The sequence below is a fragment of the Proteiniphilum acetatigenes DSM 18083 genome, from assembly GCF_000380985.1.
GTDB lineage: Bacteria > Bacteroidota > Bacteroidia > Bacteroidales > Dysgonomonadaceae > Proteiniphilum > Proteiniphilum acetatigenes.
Genome location: NZ_KB905717.1, coordinates 1 through 19,047 on the forward strand (window position 1 = coordinate 1; position 19,047 = coordinate 19,047).

A 19,047-nucleotide genomic window follows, 5' to 3' on the forward strand; every position below is an offset into this window, starting at 1 on the left:
CTCTTCTTCACTCATCTTCTTGTACCTGGAAACAGTTCTGCGATCAACACCCAACTTTTTTGCAATTTTACTGTCCGAATTGCCCGGATTACTGGAAAGTTCTTTAACTTCGTACCACATACGTACCTTTCTAAGGTCATGTATCTGAGTCTTCATAGTGTTTGTATTTTCGTGAATTACAAATATATGAAGACTCTTCTTTAACCCTTTTTATGTACATTGCATATTGCCAATTTCTGTACATTCAATCTTGCCGAAAATTGTACATGCGAAGTTACTGATTACAAATGAAAACTTGCACCGTGTAGGACTCGTTCTCACAAAAATCCTTTATGCTTAACCCGCTTTGCTGTTGGTGTTCCAGTATCATACTAAATTCATCTTTGCTTATCGGCTTCATATGTGTATCTTTGCCGGCAAAGTTCTGAAAATATCACATCAAATGAAACGGGTATTTTATCGGGGGGCATACTTATTACTATAACACTTATACATGAAAAATCTACTTCTCATTTTCATTATTAACAATTCATCCCTATAAAATACTCTCTCTCAGTAAATATCCATGTATAGAACCTCTTTCAATCATGAAATCAAGTATCGGAACTATTTTGTTTTTTAATCTTATATTTTCCTTAACCTTTTGCCTATTGATGAAAATAAATTTTCTCATGAACTTTTCTAAAAAATATAAGGTCGTTACCTCCAAACTATCTAAATGTAGGGATTTATTCTTCGATACGATGTTATAAATCCAGTTCACCCCTTCATCTTTGAAATTACTTCCTATTGAATTTAATACGACCATTATGGAATATAACACAGCCGGGATATGACCTAATTCTTTAGATGCATTAGAATAAAGTGATAGATTATCATGTTTCAGACTATGCCATTCTTCGAAACCTTCAGGCCAATAAGGCCAAGCCAACAAGTAATTTATTAAAACTTCTTTCAGTTGGAAATCGTGAGGGTTGTCACTTATTTCTACAATCTTAGTATATAAACTATTCCATATATACCAGAATTGTTCGTAATGGTTAAGATTGTCTTCGGCACTTACTAATTCTGCAATAAAGGATGCAGATGTTTCTGTTGAATTAAAAGAATCAATAAATGATTTAAGATACTCTTCTATTTCATTTATCTCTCTCTGCAGAATAAAATTGGCAAATCTTCTAAAAATATAAAGACGCACGAGATATATACTTATATCGTCACCATACTTTTCTCTATAATTCCATCTATCCATTAATAACCGAGGAGCCAACAATGGTAGAGATTTTCTGTATATCTCTAAATGAATATCATTTTTTGTATCAGAAGGAACTAATTGATAAACTATTTCTAAATCATCAATATCAAGTAAATTTATAGAATCTATATTGAATGATAATCCCTTAAGGGGATCAGTAAGTTTTTTATGGACTTCTTGTAATATGGAACTTTTGGGAATTCTTTCCCCATAGCCCATTTTCCTAATCTTTTCTTTGTATATTTTCTTATATAGTGGCTTTAGTTTTATATAACCGAACAGAATAGCTTGAGTTTCGTAAGGCATTTCTGTCCACATTTTTGATTTGTGAATAGATTCTATGACATAATCACATACCCGTTTATAATTTCCTATTCGTGTTTCATCAAAAAGGACAAAAATCATCACTTTTATGAAGTCCTCGGTTTCATCCGGATATTCATTAATAATTGATGGCAAAGCATGGATAGAGGCTTCAACACCGTCACTTATTCCATAACCGTATTCATCAGAGAGAAGATAAGTTAAAGATGAAGTAATAACCTGCTTACAAAAAACTCTATCTTCCTTTGACAGTTTTGCCCTATGTTCAATCATTAACTTAGAACAAGAAAATGCAGGAATAGAATAATCAATAACTGCTATTGCATTATCTCTCCCCAACTTTAATTCTTCAACAAGTTGTCTTGTTTCCATTAAAGCCTGAAGAGGATTATTGTCATATTCTTCACATTTTGGATTTTTATTCTGATTTCCGTTCCCAACAAAAGAATCTGCCCATATCCTTAAAGAGGAATATTTAAATGTCTTTTCAAATTGCTCATGCACTTGTTCACTCTGTATTCTGAGTTTATTCGAAAGTTCCTTTGGGGTAAATTCAACAATGTAACTGTTATCATCTTGTTTTAATAATTTTGGTGTAAGGTTCCTTCTATCCATTCTCGCCAACAGTATACCATATTCTCCCTTTAATTCTGGATTTATCGAAATAATAGATTTGTGTCGATCTATAATTTCATACAGCTTATATATAAACTCAGCATTTTGCTCATCTGAAAAACCAATTATACCAAATACTTGATAATTCAAGAACAAGGACTCCAAATTCAGTTTTCTATGCTCTTCTTCACATGTTTTCAATCTTTCTTTTGTGTATAATTCATCCTTTAATTTATCTATTCCATATCCCATAGAATATAGAAACTTTGCTTGAGATTCATTCATACACCTAGATGAATCAATATGAAATAATTCAATTGTCTTGAATAAAATAAGAGCAATATTGTAAAATTTATTTGGATATGCCAATACGATACTACATACGACAGCAGTAAGTGAGGCCGTTTTGGATTTAGTGAGAATTTCAAGTAATATATTTTGAGCAATTTCAGAATCTACTTTGGCTATTTCTAAAAGAAATTTTTCCAAAGTCATGTGTATAGATTGTAGTAAATAAGGTTCTGAACCAGTAATTCCTCTATATGTGCACCATAGTGAATAACTCAAATATTGCTTGACCTCTTTTTCTTTTGTATATAATGTAGCCTCTTTTACTTCTTTTCTCCCATAATCCGATTGAATATAATTATCAATAACCCTATTCGTGAAATCGATAATAAAATCAAGAGTTTCTTTAAAGCGGCATTGCAATAACCAATACAGAGGAGTCTGAAATGCACTTGAGGGAAAATAGTCTTGAGTTATATCATCTACTAAACCATATCTGTTCTCAATACCCAAACCTCCATATCTGAAATCATTCTTCCCTTTGTCTTGCTTTAGCCAATATAAATTACATAATTGAATAACAGATAACGGAAGCACTTTAATTACATCCAATGCCATGTAGGGCTTTTCTATAATCTTCTCACAAAAGTCTTTGTAAGGATCACGATGACTCACCCATCTGTTCGCTATAACCTTATTAAATATTTCTTCTAATTCTGGTTGTAATTCATAAGCTGCATTATATACTATTCTAAATATCTTATCTTCTGCTTTTTCATGGATGAAAAAGTTTTTCTCATTTTCCGTCTTTTTTATTATATCCAACATCAACAGACCAGCATATCTTGTGGTTTCGCCTCTCTTGATAATATTACACCAATCAGTTAATATCGGTAAAACTATCTGTAAGTTATCCTCAAAAAAGACGGATTTATATTTATAAGTAAAGGCAATTGACTCTTCCCAACCTTTTCCTATTGGCCTTATGATATCAAGTTCTTCAAATGATGAAACATCCGTACATGCTATCCGTAATAGGAATAAAATCCTTTTTAATATCTTGAATTTATCTGCGGCAATCTTTTCTTCAAATAATTTAAAAAATGTCTTTGAATACTCTGATAACAGTACGGAAACAAGGAGTTCGTCTTTCCAGAATTGAACAATTTGGCCATTTGTAAAAACATCATGAACGAAACTTTCTATTTCATTGCCATTATCAAATAATTGATCTGACAACCACAGTCTAAATGCCCTTCGTATAGGTAAGGAACTCCCCAAATCATCGAAAAACTGTTTCGTATCCAGATAGCAAGAATAGTTATTAGTGACAATTTTATCCAAAGCCCATTCTTCATAAATATCATGTGTAATGAAATACCCACCATGAATTTCATCATAACCTAATATTTCATCTAATCTTAATTGAAATAAAGCATCCTTTGGTAAATCTTCACCATCTATATAAAAACGACCAGTTTCACATCTTCTTTTCGCAAGATTAATTAAACATTTCTCTCTTTCTAAGTGTAATTCATTTTTTGTTACACCATTATTCTGTATTCGTTTTTTCCAAAGTAGTTTGACAAAGTTTCTAAAACCTGCTTGTTTATCAATCTGCGGATAATAGTTAAGATATTCACTAAGGTAAAAAAGATTTCTAAGTCTTTCCGTGAATTTTTGATTAACCGGTAAAGTAAATTTGAAGTCCTGAGATATCTTTTGGAGTTCATCGGAACTGATTAAAGGAATCTCTATAACCTGACATGACAACTTGAAATTCTCTTTAATACTGAACGACAAGTCATTAAGATAAGCATAACGAGTGGTAAACATCACACTCCAACCTGCTTCTATTAAGCTATTTATAAGATTGTTGACTATATCATTATTTGTCAACTCCGCTAGTTTCTCGGCAGAATCAATAACAAAAACTTTAATCGCCTCATCATGAAAGGTCTCTAGGAAGTGATTCAAAGAATAAGAATGCCCAAACTTGAACAGGTCATTGATATTATTAACATTGAGTTCTGTCGCCTTAAAAATACATATAGGTATTTCATTACATTTTTGATCATAGAATTCTTTAAAAATTGCTGTTTTCCCACAGCCTCCTTCACCACAGATTATTATGTTTTGTTTCTCATATAAAGAAGCTGCTATTTGTTCAATAACAGAGCTACGATCAATCTTTATCAGCTTCTCCTGGAATGGAATTTCAGTTTGAATTGCTTTTAAGATGCTATTATTATGCTTTAGGATTTCATCAAATAAATCTCCTGAATTTGGGTCGAGATTAAAGAAAATATCATTAATGTACTTATTTTCCGACAGAGATAATTGTACCTCAAGATGGCTCGGTAGTCGCCACTCTAAATCTACACCAATTCTTTCCGCTGCCTTCTCAATATCGATTTGATATTGCGGTTTCTTCTTATCTTTTTTAGGACTTTCGGAAAACTCTTGATTGATATACAAATAGACTACATTTAATTGATCATTTTTAGATTTGGCCTTTTGAAGAGAGTCTATAATATCCGCTTTATTTTTGGATACTGGAGTGGTATAATATTTTGCTTGAAAACCATAAAATTCTCCCTCCTTTTCAAGTGCTTCCGTTTCAATTCCAGTCTGATTCTTATAACGGAACAAACCAATTCTATTCTTCAACTCTGCGCAAAAGAGTAAATAAGACAGTTGTTCAAAAGCCCAAGTCTCTCGTTTTTCATATTTTAGCTCAAATATTTTCCAATTCATATTATTACTTGTTTGATAATAATTCAAAATTCATTCTTTATTGAGCGCTTTTCGCCTCTAGCAATTAGTACACATCCACTCAGATGAGTTATCAAACTATTAACTCCTACTTGAAAATAATCCCTTGTCGTAGCATCCAATGGAGGATACGGATTAACAAGTATCTTATGCCATTTGAGTTGCAAACACCAATTTTTGATTTTATCACTTTCAAATGAAGCATATAAATCATGGGCAAATTCATTCCGTATTTTTCTTATCAAGTTTAGGTCATCTTTACTTTCATAAGTAAAAGATTATGAAATTCCTTCAACGCATCATGTAGATTGAAATATCTTTCAACTGTTTTTCCTTTTAATTTATCAATGAAAGAAATAAATTGTTCCAATTCAGACGGTTTATAGTTTTCCACATGGTCAAGGCCGTCAATTATAACAGGGTTCTTTTTGCTAGATAAATATTCAATTATTTCATCTTCTGAGCGATAGCGGTAATCACTAAAAAGTTCTTTTGAGATGTTTGATATGAAATTTCTGAAAAGTAAACGGGAATCATAATCTTTATCCTGGTTCGAAACCCAAAAACGATACATTAAATTATTTTCATACTCTTCTGCAAGACAGGTAGTGAGATGACTTTTCCCTACCCCGGGTTTGCCTTCTATAAAAAGGATGTCGTTAAATTCGAGTAATTTTCTTCCAACATCGATTGTTTTTTCTAATAATTGAGTGTTATATATATCTATTACCGGCAATTCTGCTTTGCCTATTATTAGGTGACGGGTATCCAGCCTTAGATTAAAAAATTGATTTATAACTGATTCCCGTTTAGAATTATATTCGTATAGTTCTTCAATTATTTGGCTTGAATCGTAACGGGATAACGATATAATGTAAAGATTGTCTTGTTGGTATGCTGGAAAACCTAAAATTGTACTATTGTTATTCTCAATATCAATATGTTTGAAAAAAATGATATTTGTTTTTTCTGATAGCTTATGTTGCTTGTTTTTTATTAAGATATAGTCCTTTTCAATTGTAAGATCATCAAGTCTAATATTATCCATGTCCTTTATTTGACAGAACATAATTTGGTCTGAAACTGAAACATTAATGTCATCAAAGTTATTGTTAACAGTCGTTTCAATTTCAAGTTTATCAATTTGACGTTCGACATCCATTTTCACCAAAAGTAAAAATGTTATACATTGTTGATAAGTATATCCTAAAAAAGCATTTCTTGATGGCCTCATGTCAAATTAAAGATACTGAAAATTAATCAATTGTTAGTATATAAACAATGGAGATATATTGAAAAAAAACTAAGTATTATTTGAAATAGATATCCTGTAGGATACTATATTTCACAAAGTAGAGAGCATCATGGTGGTAATTGTCCTCAACTCTGCTAATGCTTCTAATATTTCTTCTTTGGAATATGTTTTTAATAATAAGCATCCTTTATCTAATGCATAAACACCTACTTCTACATCTGAAGAATCCACTCCATAGACAATTTCCGATAAATAGTTCTGAATTATTGGAAATCTGAGTTCTTCTTCCCAACAATCACTTGTTTTACTTAAAAAATATGCTGTGTATCCGAAGTTATTATTCATACAAATAATAGAAAGCTCCCCTCCTATTTTCAATGCATCGCTTAATTTTATGTCTATTCTCTTTTTTTGCTCTATAAATATAAGGTCACGTTTGTGAAATTCTAAACCATAGTTTTGAATCTGACAGATATACTCTTCCATATCTTGTTGATTTCTTCTATTATCCATAAATCTCAACATAAATTTATTTTGAAAATCATTAATAGACTTATTTATATCATTATGTTGGTGAAAGTAAAAAATGATATTACGCCATAACGAGTACTTTGAATATCTGAAATGATCTCCTGAAGCTGTTGAACTCTTTAATGAATTTGCAAACGCTAAAGGATTCATTCTTGCGTCTTCTAAACGAGTAATCGAAAACTTTTTCATCCTATTATTTTTTGTATTTGGGGATATTTTTTCAATACATGAAAAGATTGTTTTGCAACCCTCTCATATAGCTTTAATGCAGAATCCCGATCTAATGCAGAGTTATATAATTCTGGAAATTCCATCATTAATTCATTCTTATTAATGTTGGTTACTTTTTTGAATTTAGAAACAAACTCTAAGTAATCTACTAGATTTCTTTTCTTATCATCATCTTCATTTAACGATTCAATATCCATCCTAAATATGTCATGCGCGTACTCATTAAGATTTATGTCGTTATATTCAAGAGCAATCCTCCTGGTAATACATGGTATACAGTATCCACAATGTTTATTACCTGGAATACGCGATATCATCCAACAACTGGCGGATACATACACTTCTTTTTGAAGTTTTTTTGGCAAAATAGCAAAAACTTCTGCTTTTGTCTTATAAAGATATGGATTGAATATCTGAAAATCAGGATTACTCAATAAAGTTCTTAATATATCTTGCATCAATTCTACGAATTCAGGATCTGCAGTATGTGTTGAAAAAGGACCAACTCGAGCTTGGTTAAGAGGTAAGTGTATTGCGAATTGACCATTCTCAGCCATAAATAACACTTTATTATATCCAAATCGTCTTGTTACTAGTGCAGCTAAACTAAGAAATAAAAAAGAACGAGTTCTTTGAGTATTTTCTCTTTCTTCTGGAAAATCATATTCTCCATGCTTCCTTCCAAAGACTTTTAAATGTATATGCTTAATATTTTTTTTATAATAGGATACTAGAAGACTATGTACATTTTCCTGGCACTCATCAATAATCTTATTTCCTTGTGTATTATGACTAACTAAAACAAGTGGTATGTTTCTTTCCAGAAAGTCTGCTGCTGCACACATTGAATCAATTCCCCCAGAAAAAAGAAGAACCGCTCCTTCTTTGTTTCCCCATTCGAGGTTTGAAACAGAATCACCTTTTAGTGGAGTAAATTTTAGAGTCCAATTGTCACGACTTACAACAAACAACGCATATTCTAGTTTCTCTCGAATTCTTTCGAATGCATGATAATTAATAACATCCACCGTTAATTCGATATTTCTCACATAGTGCTCCCTTTCATCTCTTCTAACAGCTAAGTCCGAAGCATAGATACCTGATGCTAAATTTAATAAATCATTTTCCAAAGAATTTGCACTTCCAAATTCCTCTTCAAAAGGCTTGATCCCTGTGTAGAGATTTTGTCCTGGAGATATATGAAAATCACTCGATAATGAACTACCACCGACCTTTATTTTTGTTATCATTTTGAACAGTTTTGAGTTTTTGTATAGATTTATCAACAAATACATCCCACTCGGATTTTGATTTGAATTCTTGTGCTCCGGAATTGATAATATCCATGACTTTACTGTTTATATTCTTTTTAAAATCAATTAAATCTTTCACTGATTGATTTCGATTGTCTTTGCTAACATATCCAGAGGCATCTCTAGAAATAAAATATTTTGTGACTTCTGCGAAAAAGAAACTGGTCCATTCTTTTTGAGGATTGCTAGATTGAAATGCTGAAGGAATTACTCTTTTAGCGAATTCAGTAACAATTGAATTCCCTTTAAGATTCACAATAGATTGATTTGCTTTTTGTAAAGCTTCTTGAATATTTTGAGATGATTTAACAGCCTGATAACAAGAAAATATTGCTTCAGATTTAATTTGAGAAGAGATAGGAATGTTTTCATTCTCAGAAGCTCTCCATATTTCATTTATAATACGACTCTCTGGAATTTTAGGTTGGGTATAACAAACCAAAACCCGTTTCCAATTTGATGATTTCCTGTCTGATGACTGGTTAATTGATGTTCCCATATTAGAAAAGTTTATCTTTTTTAATTCTTGCTATTTCTTTTTCTACATGCCGCTCCATTATCATTAATTCTGTAAAAATATTCTTCCATAAAATCGCTTTGCTCAAATCTGGATTATTTTGAATCTTTTGTACGATATATCCTAATTCCTTACTTTTGATACATGATAGCCTACACCCACATAATTTATATAACTCATCAGAACGACCTTGAATAGCTGCGTCTGAATCATTAAAGTGCCCTGAGATTACAAGGAATGAAAAGACATTTCCAAAAAAATGCCCGTATCTAGAATTAAAGTCTTCAACATATGATGCAAACCTTTTAATATCATCAGCTTTAAAACTAAAACCGCCAGAATATGATTTAGAATCCATTAATAGTAAATATCGATTTTTTCCTAGCACAATCCCATCTGGAAGAGATTCAAAGAGTCTATCCTCTCCATAGCGTCTTGTAGGAGATTCTAAAATAAACTGTAAGCATTCTTTCACATACATTTCATGTAGATCATCAGGTTTACCCGACAAGTTAGGAGGTAGTTTGTTGTATCCCAACTCTTCTAATATCTCTGGTAAGTTCTGGATTAATATAAGTCCCGTAGTCACCATTCCTCCGAAAAAGTCAAAAAACTGTTTTTTATTATAACAGTCAAAATAATCAGAGGAAATATTGTCACATACTAGAATTGGTTTAGCTCTATATTGCTTTGAAATGACATTAAATTGTTTCTCGAAAATTAATTGTTCATCGTCTGAAAATAAAATACTATAATATACTTTAGCTCCAAGTTTATCATACTTGTATATGCAATAGACACTGTTTTCAGGACTTAGCCTTTCGACTTTTTCTATATGAAATCCGTTGACGATAAATGTTGATATGATATTGAAGGCATCTTCTTTATACATAATGAGTAAATAAATTATTCTCAATCATATTGACTCTTCTTTCTATATATAATAAGCCAATTATCAATTTCCCGATTCTTTTGTCAGTGACAAAAGAACAACCGTAATACACTTCGGATCATATGAAGTTTTGATATAATAGTTCCTTTCGATCCTAATTTCAGAATCATTTATTTGTTATCAGAATTCAGCTATTTCTAAATCTTCATTAACTTGCTTAATGTATGCCAAGCTTAATTTTACGAAGCAGTTCTTGAGTTAATTAAGATTACAGAATAAAAGTGCCTTCCCTATAAACTAGCAACTACTTATTTGTTCAATGTCTGGGAGAAATTTTTCCCTGCTTATACCTATTAATATTTTATCACGAAAATATGATATTTTTATAATATATCCTATCTTTTGTCTGAATTATTGAAAAGTTTTCATGTTATACTCAATTTACTTCAAAGTATTCCCGTTAAAAGTATTTTTTTCATATGTACTATGAATTAGAGAAATTTATTTTCCATACTTTCTAAAAGCCTTGATAATCTGGAAAATACCAACACTTATAAAAATGCGAGACAGTAATACGATCAGATCAACAATCCAGTTATCTTTTAAATTATCAATTCTCAATACCGGATATATTGACAAATAGGATATGAAGTTTTCCGCGCTAATTTTAAAAGTTTCAAAAGTTTCTTTCAATGTAGTTTTCATGATCCAGTAAAATAAGGGCTCACTTAACTGAGAATTGAGACAAATAAAAGCGATTAAAGCACAAAATAATGTAAAGAATATCCTTCTAATCCAACTTATTCCGTTATCGTTTGTCAAATAATCAATATATAATAGAATTTTGTCCCACCCCAGTCTAATTCCTTCCTATGATAATATAACTCGGGATCAAGACGATCTCACGTGAGCTGGGGGTATCCAAAAACACGGTCAAGCGATATTTACGCCAGGCCGAATCCAAAGGGTTGCCATCGGAGGCAATTTCTTCCCACAGCAACGAGGCATTGGAGCATATCCTGTTGGAGGATAATGCGGAAGGCCGAGTTTATTCATTATAAATATCTTTTCTGAACTCAACCCAAAAGCCGGACATATCATAATAATAACGAGGTTCTAGTAATCCTACCACTAAACACTCTCTTATCATATTGAGAATATCACGTCCCCATGATTCAATGTATCCACTTCTGAATAAATCATTTGCAATATCAGGATTATAGGATTTGTAGGGGTGTCTTCTCAGTAAATCCTCAGGCAGCATTTTTAATATATACGCCCGATTTACCGATTATTACGCTCCTTATTTCTTTCGTGCTTATTACCGAGACGTTCTTAAAGAATAATCCACTTGCCGGATTTAGTTGACCCAATGTGTTTTATAATACTGGCTTTGGACATTACTTGAATATGATATTTAATACTTCCGTGAGAATAATCCAATTGAATTTCTAATTCTTTTCGAGTTATAGATGGATTGTTCTTTATTGCTTGTAAGATTTCTTCTTGGACGTTTCTTGGACGTTTCAAGAGTTCGACTTGTTTTTTTACTAGCTTTTCTTTGGTGATCTCTACTCCGAACCCTCCCTCAAAATACCTTTTCGATACATTTTCCACTACCCTGAACGCAGTTACCAGGGAAAAATCAAAAATTGCTTTTCCGTTGCCATTTTCTCCCAACTCCTTCTGTACCCGATAAACGCCCCGACTGAAACGATTCACATATCCCAGCACTTTCATCGCCTCCGCAATAAAAGGATTGCGGTAATCGCTAACATTGTGATGACTTTCGGTATCGAAGAGGATATGTCGGAGTTGAGAACCCATCTCAAAACGATAAAGGATCTTATATATCAAAAAGGTAAGGACGTTTTGTTCCTCAGGCTACGTTTTAGTTACCAACTATTACGAAAATAGCATTTATTAGGCTATAAAATGGATAATTAGATCTTTACCTGTGTTTGGAAATGAGGGAGATGAAAGGGATATTTTTTTCGCTTTATTGAGCGATAAAGCCATAAAATCAGTATCTTTGGATACGAAAATTTCTCGTACATACCAATATGCAATAATTTGCGTGAATGCACAAGATATAGGGAATCTATCTAAACCAATATTTTGCACAAATAAAATTATGCTGAATATGGAGCGACACGGAGAAATAATACTCTATCAACCGGATGAAACAGTAAAACTTGAAGTGCGACTGGAAGATGAGACGGTTTGGCTTACACAGGCACAAATTGCTGAATTGTTTGGAACAAAGAGACCGGCCATAACTAAACATCTTGGCAATATATATAAAAGCGGGGAATTAGATGAAGAAAGCACATGTTCCATTTTGGAACATATGGGTAATGATGGAAAACAAAAGTATGTAACCAAGTTCTATAATCTTGATGCCATACTGTCCATTGGATATCGTGTTAATAGTAAAAATGCGACCCTATTTCGGAGATGGTCTACTTCTATCTTGAAAGAGTATATGCTTAAAGGCTATACTGTTAATCAACGCATTGACAAGCTGGAGAAAACCGTTGCCGAACATGGCCAAAAGATAGATTTCTTTGTCCGGACTTCGTTACCTCCGGTGGAAGGTGTTTTCTTTAATGGACAAATATTCGATGCTTATGTATTCGCTACCAACTTGATCAAATCAGCAAAAAAATCATTAATCCTAATTGACAACTATGTTGATGAAAGTGTACTTTTGATGTTGGCCAAAAGAAATCCGGACGTGAGTGCCGCCATTTACACAGGAAATTATAACCGTCAATTACAATTGGATCTGGAACGGCACAATAACCAATATCCGGAAATAATCATCCGGGAATATAAGCTCTTTCATGACCGGTTCCTTATTATTGATAGTCAGGTTTATCATATTGGCGCATCCCTGAAGGACCTGGGGAAAAAGTTATTTGCTTTTTCTATACTGAATATCGATGCCGGAGTAATCATTCCCAATTACAATATTTAGGTGGTATCTGACCGGAACCCAATCGAGCAAATTCCCGAACTGAGTAACGAAAAACGGCCCTATACGAACGGATGCTCGAACTCCAAAAAGAGAAAAGCGCTCTGCTGGAAAAGTTGTTGAAGAATAAGAAATAAGATTCCGATTTCTGCCTTTCCAACCATTGGGTGGGTTCCATAAAGAGTATCCATCATATTAAACCAATTTGTAAAGGATACAACACCATGATCTTGAACCATAAATAACTTCGAATTCAATTTAAACCAATATTTTGCACAAATAAAATTATGCTGAATATGGAGCAACACGGAGAAATAATACTCTATCAACCAGATGAAACAGTAAAACTTGAAGTGCGACTGGAAGATGAGACGGTTTGGCTTACGCAGGCACAAATCGTGGAACTTTTTCAGTCGAGTAAAGCCAATATAAGTGGGCACATCAAGAACATCTATGAACAGCAGGAATTAGAAGAAAATACAACTGTTCGGGATTTCCGAACAGTTCGATTGGAAGGAAAGCGTCAAGTTGTTCGTAAGCTGACCTATTATAACCTGGATGCCATTATATCTATTGGATTCAGAGTAAATAGTAAGAGGGGTATTTTGTTTCGTCAATGGGCTAACAAGATATTGAAAGAGTATATGCTTAAAGGCTATGCCATCAATCAACGCATAGATAAGTTGGAGAGAACCGTTGCCGAACATGGCGAAAAGATAGATTTCTTTGTCCGGACCTCTCTCCCTCCTGTAGAGGGCGTTTTCTATAATGGACAGATATTTGATGCTTATGTATTTGCCACCAACCTAATCAAGTCAGCAAAGAAATCACTGATCCTCATTGACAACTATGTCGATGAAAGCGTTCTTTTGATGTTGGCCAAAAGAAATCCCGGAGTTACGGGCACTATCTATACCGGGAAGGTATCCGGAGGACTTCTGTTGGATTTGCAAAAACATAACACACAATACCCGGAAATAATCATCCGGGAATATAAGCAAGCACATGACCGGTTCCTCATTGTTGACGGAACCGATGTTTACCACTTAGGCGCATCTCTGAAAGACTTAGGGAAAAAACTGTTCGCTTTTTCTAGACTGGATATTGATGCCGGAATAATAATTCCGAATTCAAAGAATTAGACCGTATCTATAAAATAATATATGTGTACTTCTTTAGGTGAGAAGATAGTGGCACTGTAAATGGCACTGTAAAATTCAAGATACTTCTATTTGAACAGCTAATTGAATTATCCAATGAAAAAACAGCCCTCTACGAATGTATACTCGAACTGGAAGAAAGAGAAAAATGTTCTCTTGGAACAGTTATAATATTAGGCAACCACCACACATAAAACTATAAATATGACTATTGATTAATTATTTGTTCTCTTTACAAATAATCACAATCAACATTATTTCAATTATATATAGGTCTTCTTCAACCCTGTATAAGATTAAACTGTGAAAAAGATATCAAAATCTCAAAGTTTTTATTTCTTATTATGAATTTGCACTATTGAACAATAGTCTATGAAGGCTAAAAAAGAGATCGTCTCTTTTTGTATGGAGGTTTAAAGCTGTTATTTATGAATATCGTACGATATTTATTATTTTTGCACATAACTTCCGATAATACAACTTATATAGAGGTTAAAATGACACCTGAAAAAAAAGTGAGAGAAGTAATTAATCGAATGCTGAATGAATCTGGATGGGAAATTGTCGACAGAGACAACTACTCGCCCGAAATATCTGCAGTAGCTATCGAAGAGGGCCTATTAAAAGGAAATCTCGAAGCAGATTATCTTTTGTTTCTCAATGGTAAAGCGATAGGAGTACTCGAGGCAAAAAGAGAAGAACTCCAGCTATCCTCAGTTGTCATGGAGCAGGCTGAAAAATATATTCGCAAATTGCCAAATTGGTGTTCGTGTTGGTATCAACCGTTACCAATTGTCTATTTATCAAACGGTAAAGAAATACTATTCAAGAATATTAATAATCTAGATGAAGATTACGCTTCCATTTCTCGTATTCATTCGCCGAGGGAAATTGTAAAAATGCTCGGAATAGAAGACGACTATGCAGGTTTGCCTGCCCTGCAAAAGAAAGGATTGCGGGATTGTCAATATGAAGCAATCACCGAATTAGAATCCAGTTTTCGATTAGGACAATCTCGTGCGTTAATGGTACTCGCGACAGGAGCTGGGAAAACCTTTACGGCGTGTATGGCGGCTTATAGATTACTTTCATATACACCAATGAAGCGTGTGTTGTTCCTTGTAGATCGAAATAATTTGGGACGACAGGCAGAAGGAGAGTTCGGCACATTCCGACTGACAGAAACAGGAGAACCATTTAATACAATTTTCACTACAGAAAGACTGAAATCTGCGAATATCCCAAAAGATGCCAATGTTGTCATCTCAACTATTCAACGTCTTTTTGCTCTTCTTACAGGTCAAGAATTAAATGACAATGACAATGATGAGTCTTATAATGAGGAAAATAAAGAAATACAATTGGGAGGAAATCTAAATCTACCTCCTGATTTTTTCGATTTGATTATCATTGATGAATGTCACCGTTCTATCTATGGCAACTGGCGACAAGTTTTGGAGTATTTTAGTTCAGCAAAGATGGTTGGTCTTACCGCAACACCTGGTCCAGAAACTTTAGCCTTTTTCAACAACAATCGTATTGTAAATTATACGCTTGAAAAATCCATTGCAGACGGAATCAATGTTGATTATCGTATATACCGTATCAAAACCCAAATTACGGAGAATGGAGGAGCTGTCAAAGAAGGTGAAAAAGTAACACAAGTAACAAAATATTCGGGTAAAGTGGAAGATGTGAAAATTTCAGAAGAAAAAACATATACTCCTACAGAATTGAATCGTAGTATTGTCAATCCGTCACAAATCAAGTTGATTTTGGAAACTTATCGTGATGCTATATATACAGAGTTATATCCCGAAAGAGAACCTCAATTAGAATATATTCCCAAAACACTCATTTTTGCTTTAAATGATGCTCATGCGACAAATATAGTTCGAATTGCCAAAGAGGTATTCCCAAATCAATCCGAAAATTTCGTCCAAAAAATCACATATTCAGCAAGAGATAGTAATCAGCTTATCAGAAGTTTCCGAAACAACAAAGATTTTCGCATTGCGGTTACGGTAACATTAGTGGCTACCGGTACGGATGTTAAACCGTTGGAAGTTATGATGTTCATGCGAGATGTTGAATCAGATGCACTATATACGCAGATGAAAGGACGTGGCGTCAGGACCATAGGCGATGAGCAACTCCGAAATGTAACTCCCAATGCTATCAGTAAAGACCTTTTCTTTTTGGTTGATGCAGTTGGAGTAACAGAACACGAAATGCAGGTTACTCGTCCCGGAATTGATGTTCCTCCACCCAATATGTCACTAAGAGTATTATTAGAACGCATTACGCATGGGGATTTACCGGATGATAACTTAAGGTTATTGGCAAGTCGACTGTCACGAATCAATATTAAATCAGACAACAAACAACGTCAAAAATTTATGGATTTGGCAAGAATTGAGATGAAAGATTTGGCCGTGCAAATATTCAACACATTGGAAGGTGGCACATTGGATCCGTTCATTGAAGTCAATCAACCTAACCTTGCCCGAAAAGGGCTCGTCCGTCCTCTTACTCGAAATCCTAAAGCACGACAATACCTATTAGAATTAAATGCAGGATTTATATCCATTTTACAACCGGGAGAAGATAATCTTATAGAAAAAGGATTTTCAATTGAAGAAGCTCAAAAAACGACTCAAGCATTTGAAGAATATATCAATTCTCACAAAGATGAAATTGAGGCTTTGCGTATCATTTACAATAACACGAATGAGCCTATTACATATGGGATGCTTAAAGATTTGCGAGAAAAGTTAATTCATTCCAGCAACAAATTCAATCCTGTTTTATTATGGAATACCTATTCTATCCTTGAACCAGCTCATGTTGTTTCATTTCGTACAAAGGGTGAAAAAGATGCATTAACCAACATAATTCAATTGGTGCGTTTTGCCTTCAAAGAAATATCCGAACTACGATCCTTTTCGTCTCTAGCTGCAAGCCGATTTGAACTATGGTGTGGGCAAAACCAACGGCCATTGACCGACATTCAAAAAGAAATTATTCGCAATGTGGTAAACTACATTGTTGCCAACGGAAGCTGTACGATGAATGATATCAAGGAAGAAGACAAGCCTTTCGTAGCCCAGATGGTAAGGATTTTCGGTTCTGCAGATACTGTCAATAATGCCATAATCTCACTTTCGCAATTCATACTAAAAGCTGTTTAAATAAGAATTATATAATGTCGAAAAAAACAATCGCAAACGAACAATCGCTTACAAAAAAAGTCTGGAACTTAGCCACCATTCTTTCTTCACAAGGTGTCGGTTTTACAGACTATATTACACAGTTAACCTATCTCTTGTTTTTGAAGATGGATAACGAAAATGTTGAGATTTTCAGTGAAGATTCCGCTATTCCGGAAGGCTACCGCTGGAATGATTTAACAAAACTGGATGGACTTGATTTAATTGATCAGTACGAAAAAACGCTTAAAGTATTAAGTCAAGAAGATAACCTTATAGGAACAATCTATACGAAAGCACAAAACAAAATAGATAAACCCGTATATCTAAAAAAAGTTATTACTCTTATTGATGGAGAAAAATGGCTTTCAATGGACGGGGATGTCAAAGGTGCAATCTATGAAAGTATTCTTGAAAAAAATGGACAAGACAAGAAAAGTGGAGCGGGTCAGTATTTTACACCACGTCCATTGATCAATACGATGGTTGAGGTTACTCGTCCTCAAATTGGAGAAACGGTATGTGACCCAGCTTGTGGAACAGGAGGATTTCTTCTTGCCGCCTACGATTATATGAAAGAGCAATCGCAAGATAAAGACAGACGTGCGTTCTTGCGTGATAAAGCATTGCACGGTAATGACAACACTCCCCTTGTTGTTACTTTGGCCTCAATGAATTTGTATTTGCACGGGATCGGCACAGACCGTAGTCCGATTGAATGTTGCGATTCATTAGAAAAAGAAGCGGACACATTGGTTGATGTAGTACTTGCTAATCCTCCTTTTGGGAATCGTCCTGCCGGCTCTACCGATATTGCTTCCATGCGTACTGATCTTTATGTTTCGACGAGCAATAATCAGTTGAACTTCATGCAGCATATCATGTTGATGCTTAAAAACGGAGGAAGAGCAGCAGTCGTATTACCGGATAACGTTTTGTTTGAGGGTGGTGCAGGGGAAACTATTCGTAAGAAATTGCTCACAGAATTTAATCTTCACACTATTCTTCGTCTGCCTACAGGTATTTTTTATGCGAATGGAGTCAAGGCAAACGTTTTGTTCTTCTCGAAAGGAAATAAAACCAACGAAACGTGGTATTATGATTACCGTACAAATATAAAACACACATTAGCTACTAAGCCGATGCGACGTCAGCATTTAGATGATTTTGTAAAATGCTACAATGCCGATAATATCCATAACAGAACAGAGACTTACTCTGAAAAAAATCCGTCAGGACGTTGGAGAAAATATACCTCTACAGAATTGTTGAGCAGAGATAAAACAAGTCTTGATATAACGTGGATTAAAAGCGGAGAAGAGACCACGGATATGTCGCTTGCCGAACTGATGGCACAAATTGAAGAGAAAAGTTCCAATATAGCAAAGGCGGTAGCTTCGTTAAAAGAAATAATCGGTAAAATTGAGGAATAATGGATACGAAGAAATTACGACAAAAAATCCTCGATTTGGCGATACGCGGAAAGTTAGTTCCTCAAGACCCAAATGACGAACCAGCCTCTGTGCTTATTGAAAAAATACGTGCGGAAAAAGAACGACTAATCAAAGAAAAAAAGATTAAGAGAGACAAGAATGAATCTTACATTTACCGTTCTGATAAATCATATTACGAGAAGTTCGCCGACGGAACGGTAAAATGTATTGATGAAGAAATACCGTTTGAGATTCCGGAGAATTGGGAGTGG

General features: G+C 34.0%; 12 protein-coding genes and 2 pseudogenes. 6 read left to right on the top strand and 8 right to left on the bottom strand.

Translation table 11 applies throughout. From position 1 onward, the window contains the following. The 7 genes from F597_RS23195 to F597_RS0119465 form a co-directional block, all read right to left on the bottom strand. On the bottom strand, positions 1-156 hold a 156-nt coding region (locus F597_RS23195), incomplete at its 3' end, for a helix-turn-helix domain-containing protein (protein WP_169337991.1). Between the two features lie 379 nt (positions 157-535). Next, the gene (avs4, locus tag F597_RS0119440) at positions 536-5,239 is read right to left on the bottom strand and encodes an AVAST type 4 anti-phage nuclease Avs4 (protein WP_019541419.1); all 4,704 of its coding nucleotides are present in this window, start codon (positions 5,237-5,239) and stop codon (positions 536-538) included. Between the two features lie 265 nt (positions 5,240-5,504). Continuing rightward, positions 5,505-6,491: an NACHT domain-containing protein gene (locus F597_RS0119445; RefSeq protein WP_157279251.1), complete on the bottom strand. Its 987-nt coding sequence runs from the start codon at positions 6,489-6,491 to the stop codon at positions 5,505-5,507. Between the two features lie 111 nt (positions 6,492-6,602). Then, positions 6,603-7,232: a hypothetical protein gene (locus F597_RS0119450; protein WP_019541422.1), complete on the bottom strand. Its 630-nt coding sequence runs from the start codon at positions 7,230-7,232 to the stop codon at positions 6,603-6,605. Next, the gene (locus F597_RS0119455; RefSeq protein ID WP_019541423.1) at positions 7,229-8,524 is read right to left on the bottom strand and encodes a 7-cyano-7-deazaguanine synthase; all 1,296 of its coding nucleotides are present in this window, start codon (positions 8,522-8,524) and stop codon (positions 7,229-7,231) included. Before F597_RS0119455 ends, F597_RS0119450 begins: the two co-directional genes overlap by 4 nt. Further along, the gene (locus F597_RS0119460) at positions 8,496-9,086 is read right to left on the bottom strand and encodes a hypothetical protein (RefSeq protein WP_019541424.1); all 591 of its coding nucleotides are present in this window, start codon (positions 9,084-9,086) and stop codon (positions 8,496-8,498) included. Before F597_RS0119460 ends, F597_RS0119455 begins: the two co-directional genes overlap by 29 nt. 1 nt (position 9,087) lies before the next feature. Beyond that, the gene (locus F597_RS0119465; RefSeq protein ID WP_019541425.1) at positions 9,088-9,996 is read right to left on the bottom strand and encodes a restriction endonuclease FokI C-terminal domain-containing protein; all 909 of its coding nucleotides are present in this window, start codon (positions 9,994-9,996) and stop codon (positions 9,088-9,090) included. 890 nt (positions 9,997-10,886) lie between these two features. On the opposite strand from F597_RS0119465, the pseudogene F597_RS22960 reads away from it, so the two are divergent. After that, positions 10,887-10,982 (top strand): annotated as a pseudogene (locus F597_RS22960) (helix-turn-helix domain-containing protein); the annotation flags it as partial. Between the two features lie 349 nt (positions 10,983-11,331). On the opposite strand, the gene F597_RS0119485 reads toward F597_RS22960, so the two are convergent. Next, positions 11,332-11,823, bottom strand: coding sequence for a putative DNA binding domain-containing protein (locus F597_RS0119485; protein ID WP_087880408.1), 492 nt, complete (start codon positions 11,821-11,823; stop codon positions 11,332-11,334). A 316-nt stretch (positions 11,824-12,139) separates the two neighbouring features. Here F597_RS0119485 and F597_RS0119490 point away from each other — a divergent pair, with 316 nt between their 5' ends. From F597_RS0119490 to F597_RS21335, 5 genes and pseudogenes are all read left to right on the top strand, one after another. Continuing rightward, positions 12,140-12,976 carry a virulence RhuM family protein gene (locus F597_RS0119490; protein ID WP_026327680.1) on the top strand — a complete coding sequence of 279 codons (837 nt, stop codon included), beginning with the start codon at positions 12,140-12,142 and terminating at the stop codon, positions 12,974-12,976. Positions 12,977-13,269: 293 nt separating this feature from the next. Further along, complete coding sequence (locus tag F597_RS0119500; RefSeq protein WP_026327681.1) at positions 13,270-14,115, top strand: virulence RhuM family protein; 846 nt, start codon at positions 13,270-13,272, stop codon at positions 14,113-14,115. Positions 14,116-14,630: 515 nt separating this feature from the next. Next, the gene (locus F597_RS0119505) at positions 14,631-17,324 is read left to right on the top strand and encodes a type I restriction endonuclease subunit R (protein WP_026327682.1); all 2,694 of its coding nucleotides are present in this window, start codon (positions 14,631-14,633) and stop codon (positions 17,322-17,324) included. Positions 17,325-17,338: 14 nt separating this feature from the next. Next, a complete protein-coding gene (locus F597_RS0119510) occupies positions 17,339-18,775 on the top strand; it encodes a type I restriction-modification system subunit M (protein ID WP_019541434.1) in 1,437 nt (478 codons plus the stop codon). Then, positions 18,775-19,047 (top strand): annotated as a pseudogene (locus F597_RS21335) (restriction endonuclease subunit S); the annotation flags it as partial. The gene F597_RS0119510 and the pseudogene F597_RS21335, both read left to right, overlap by 1 nt.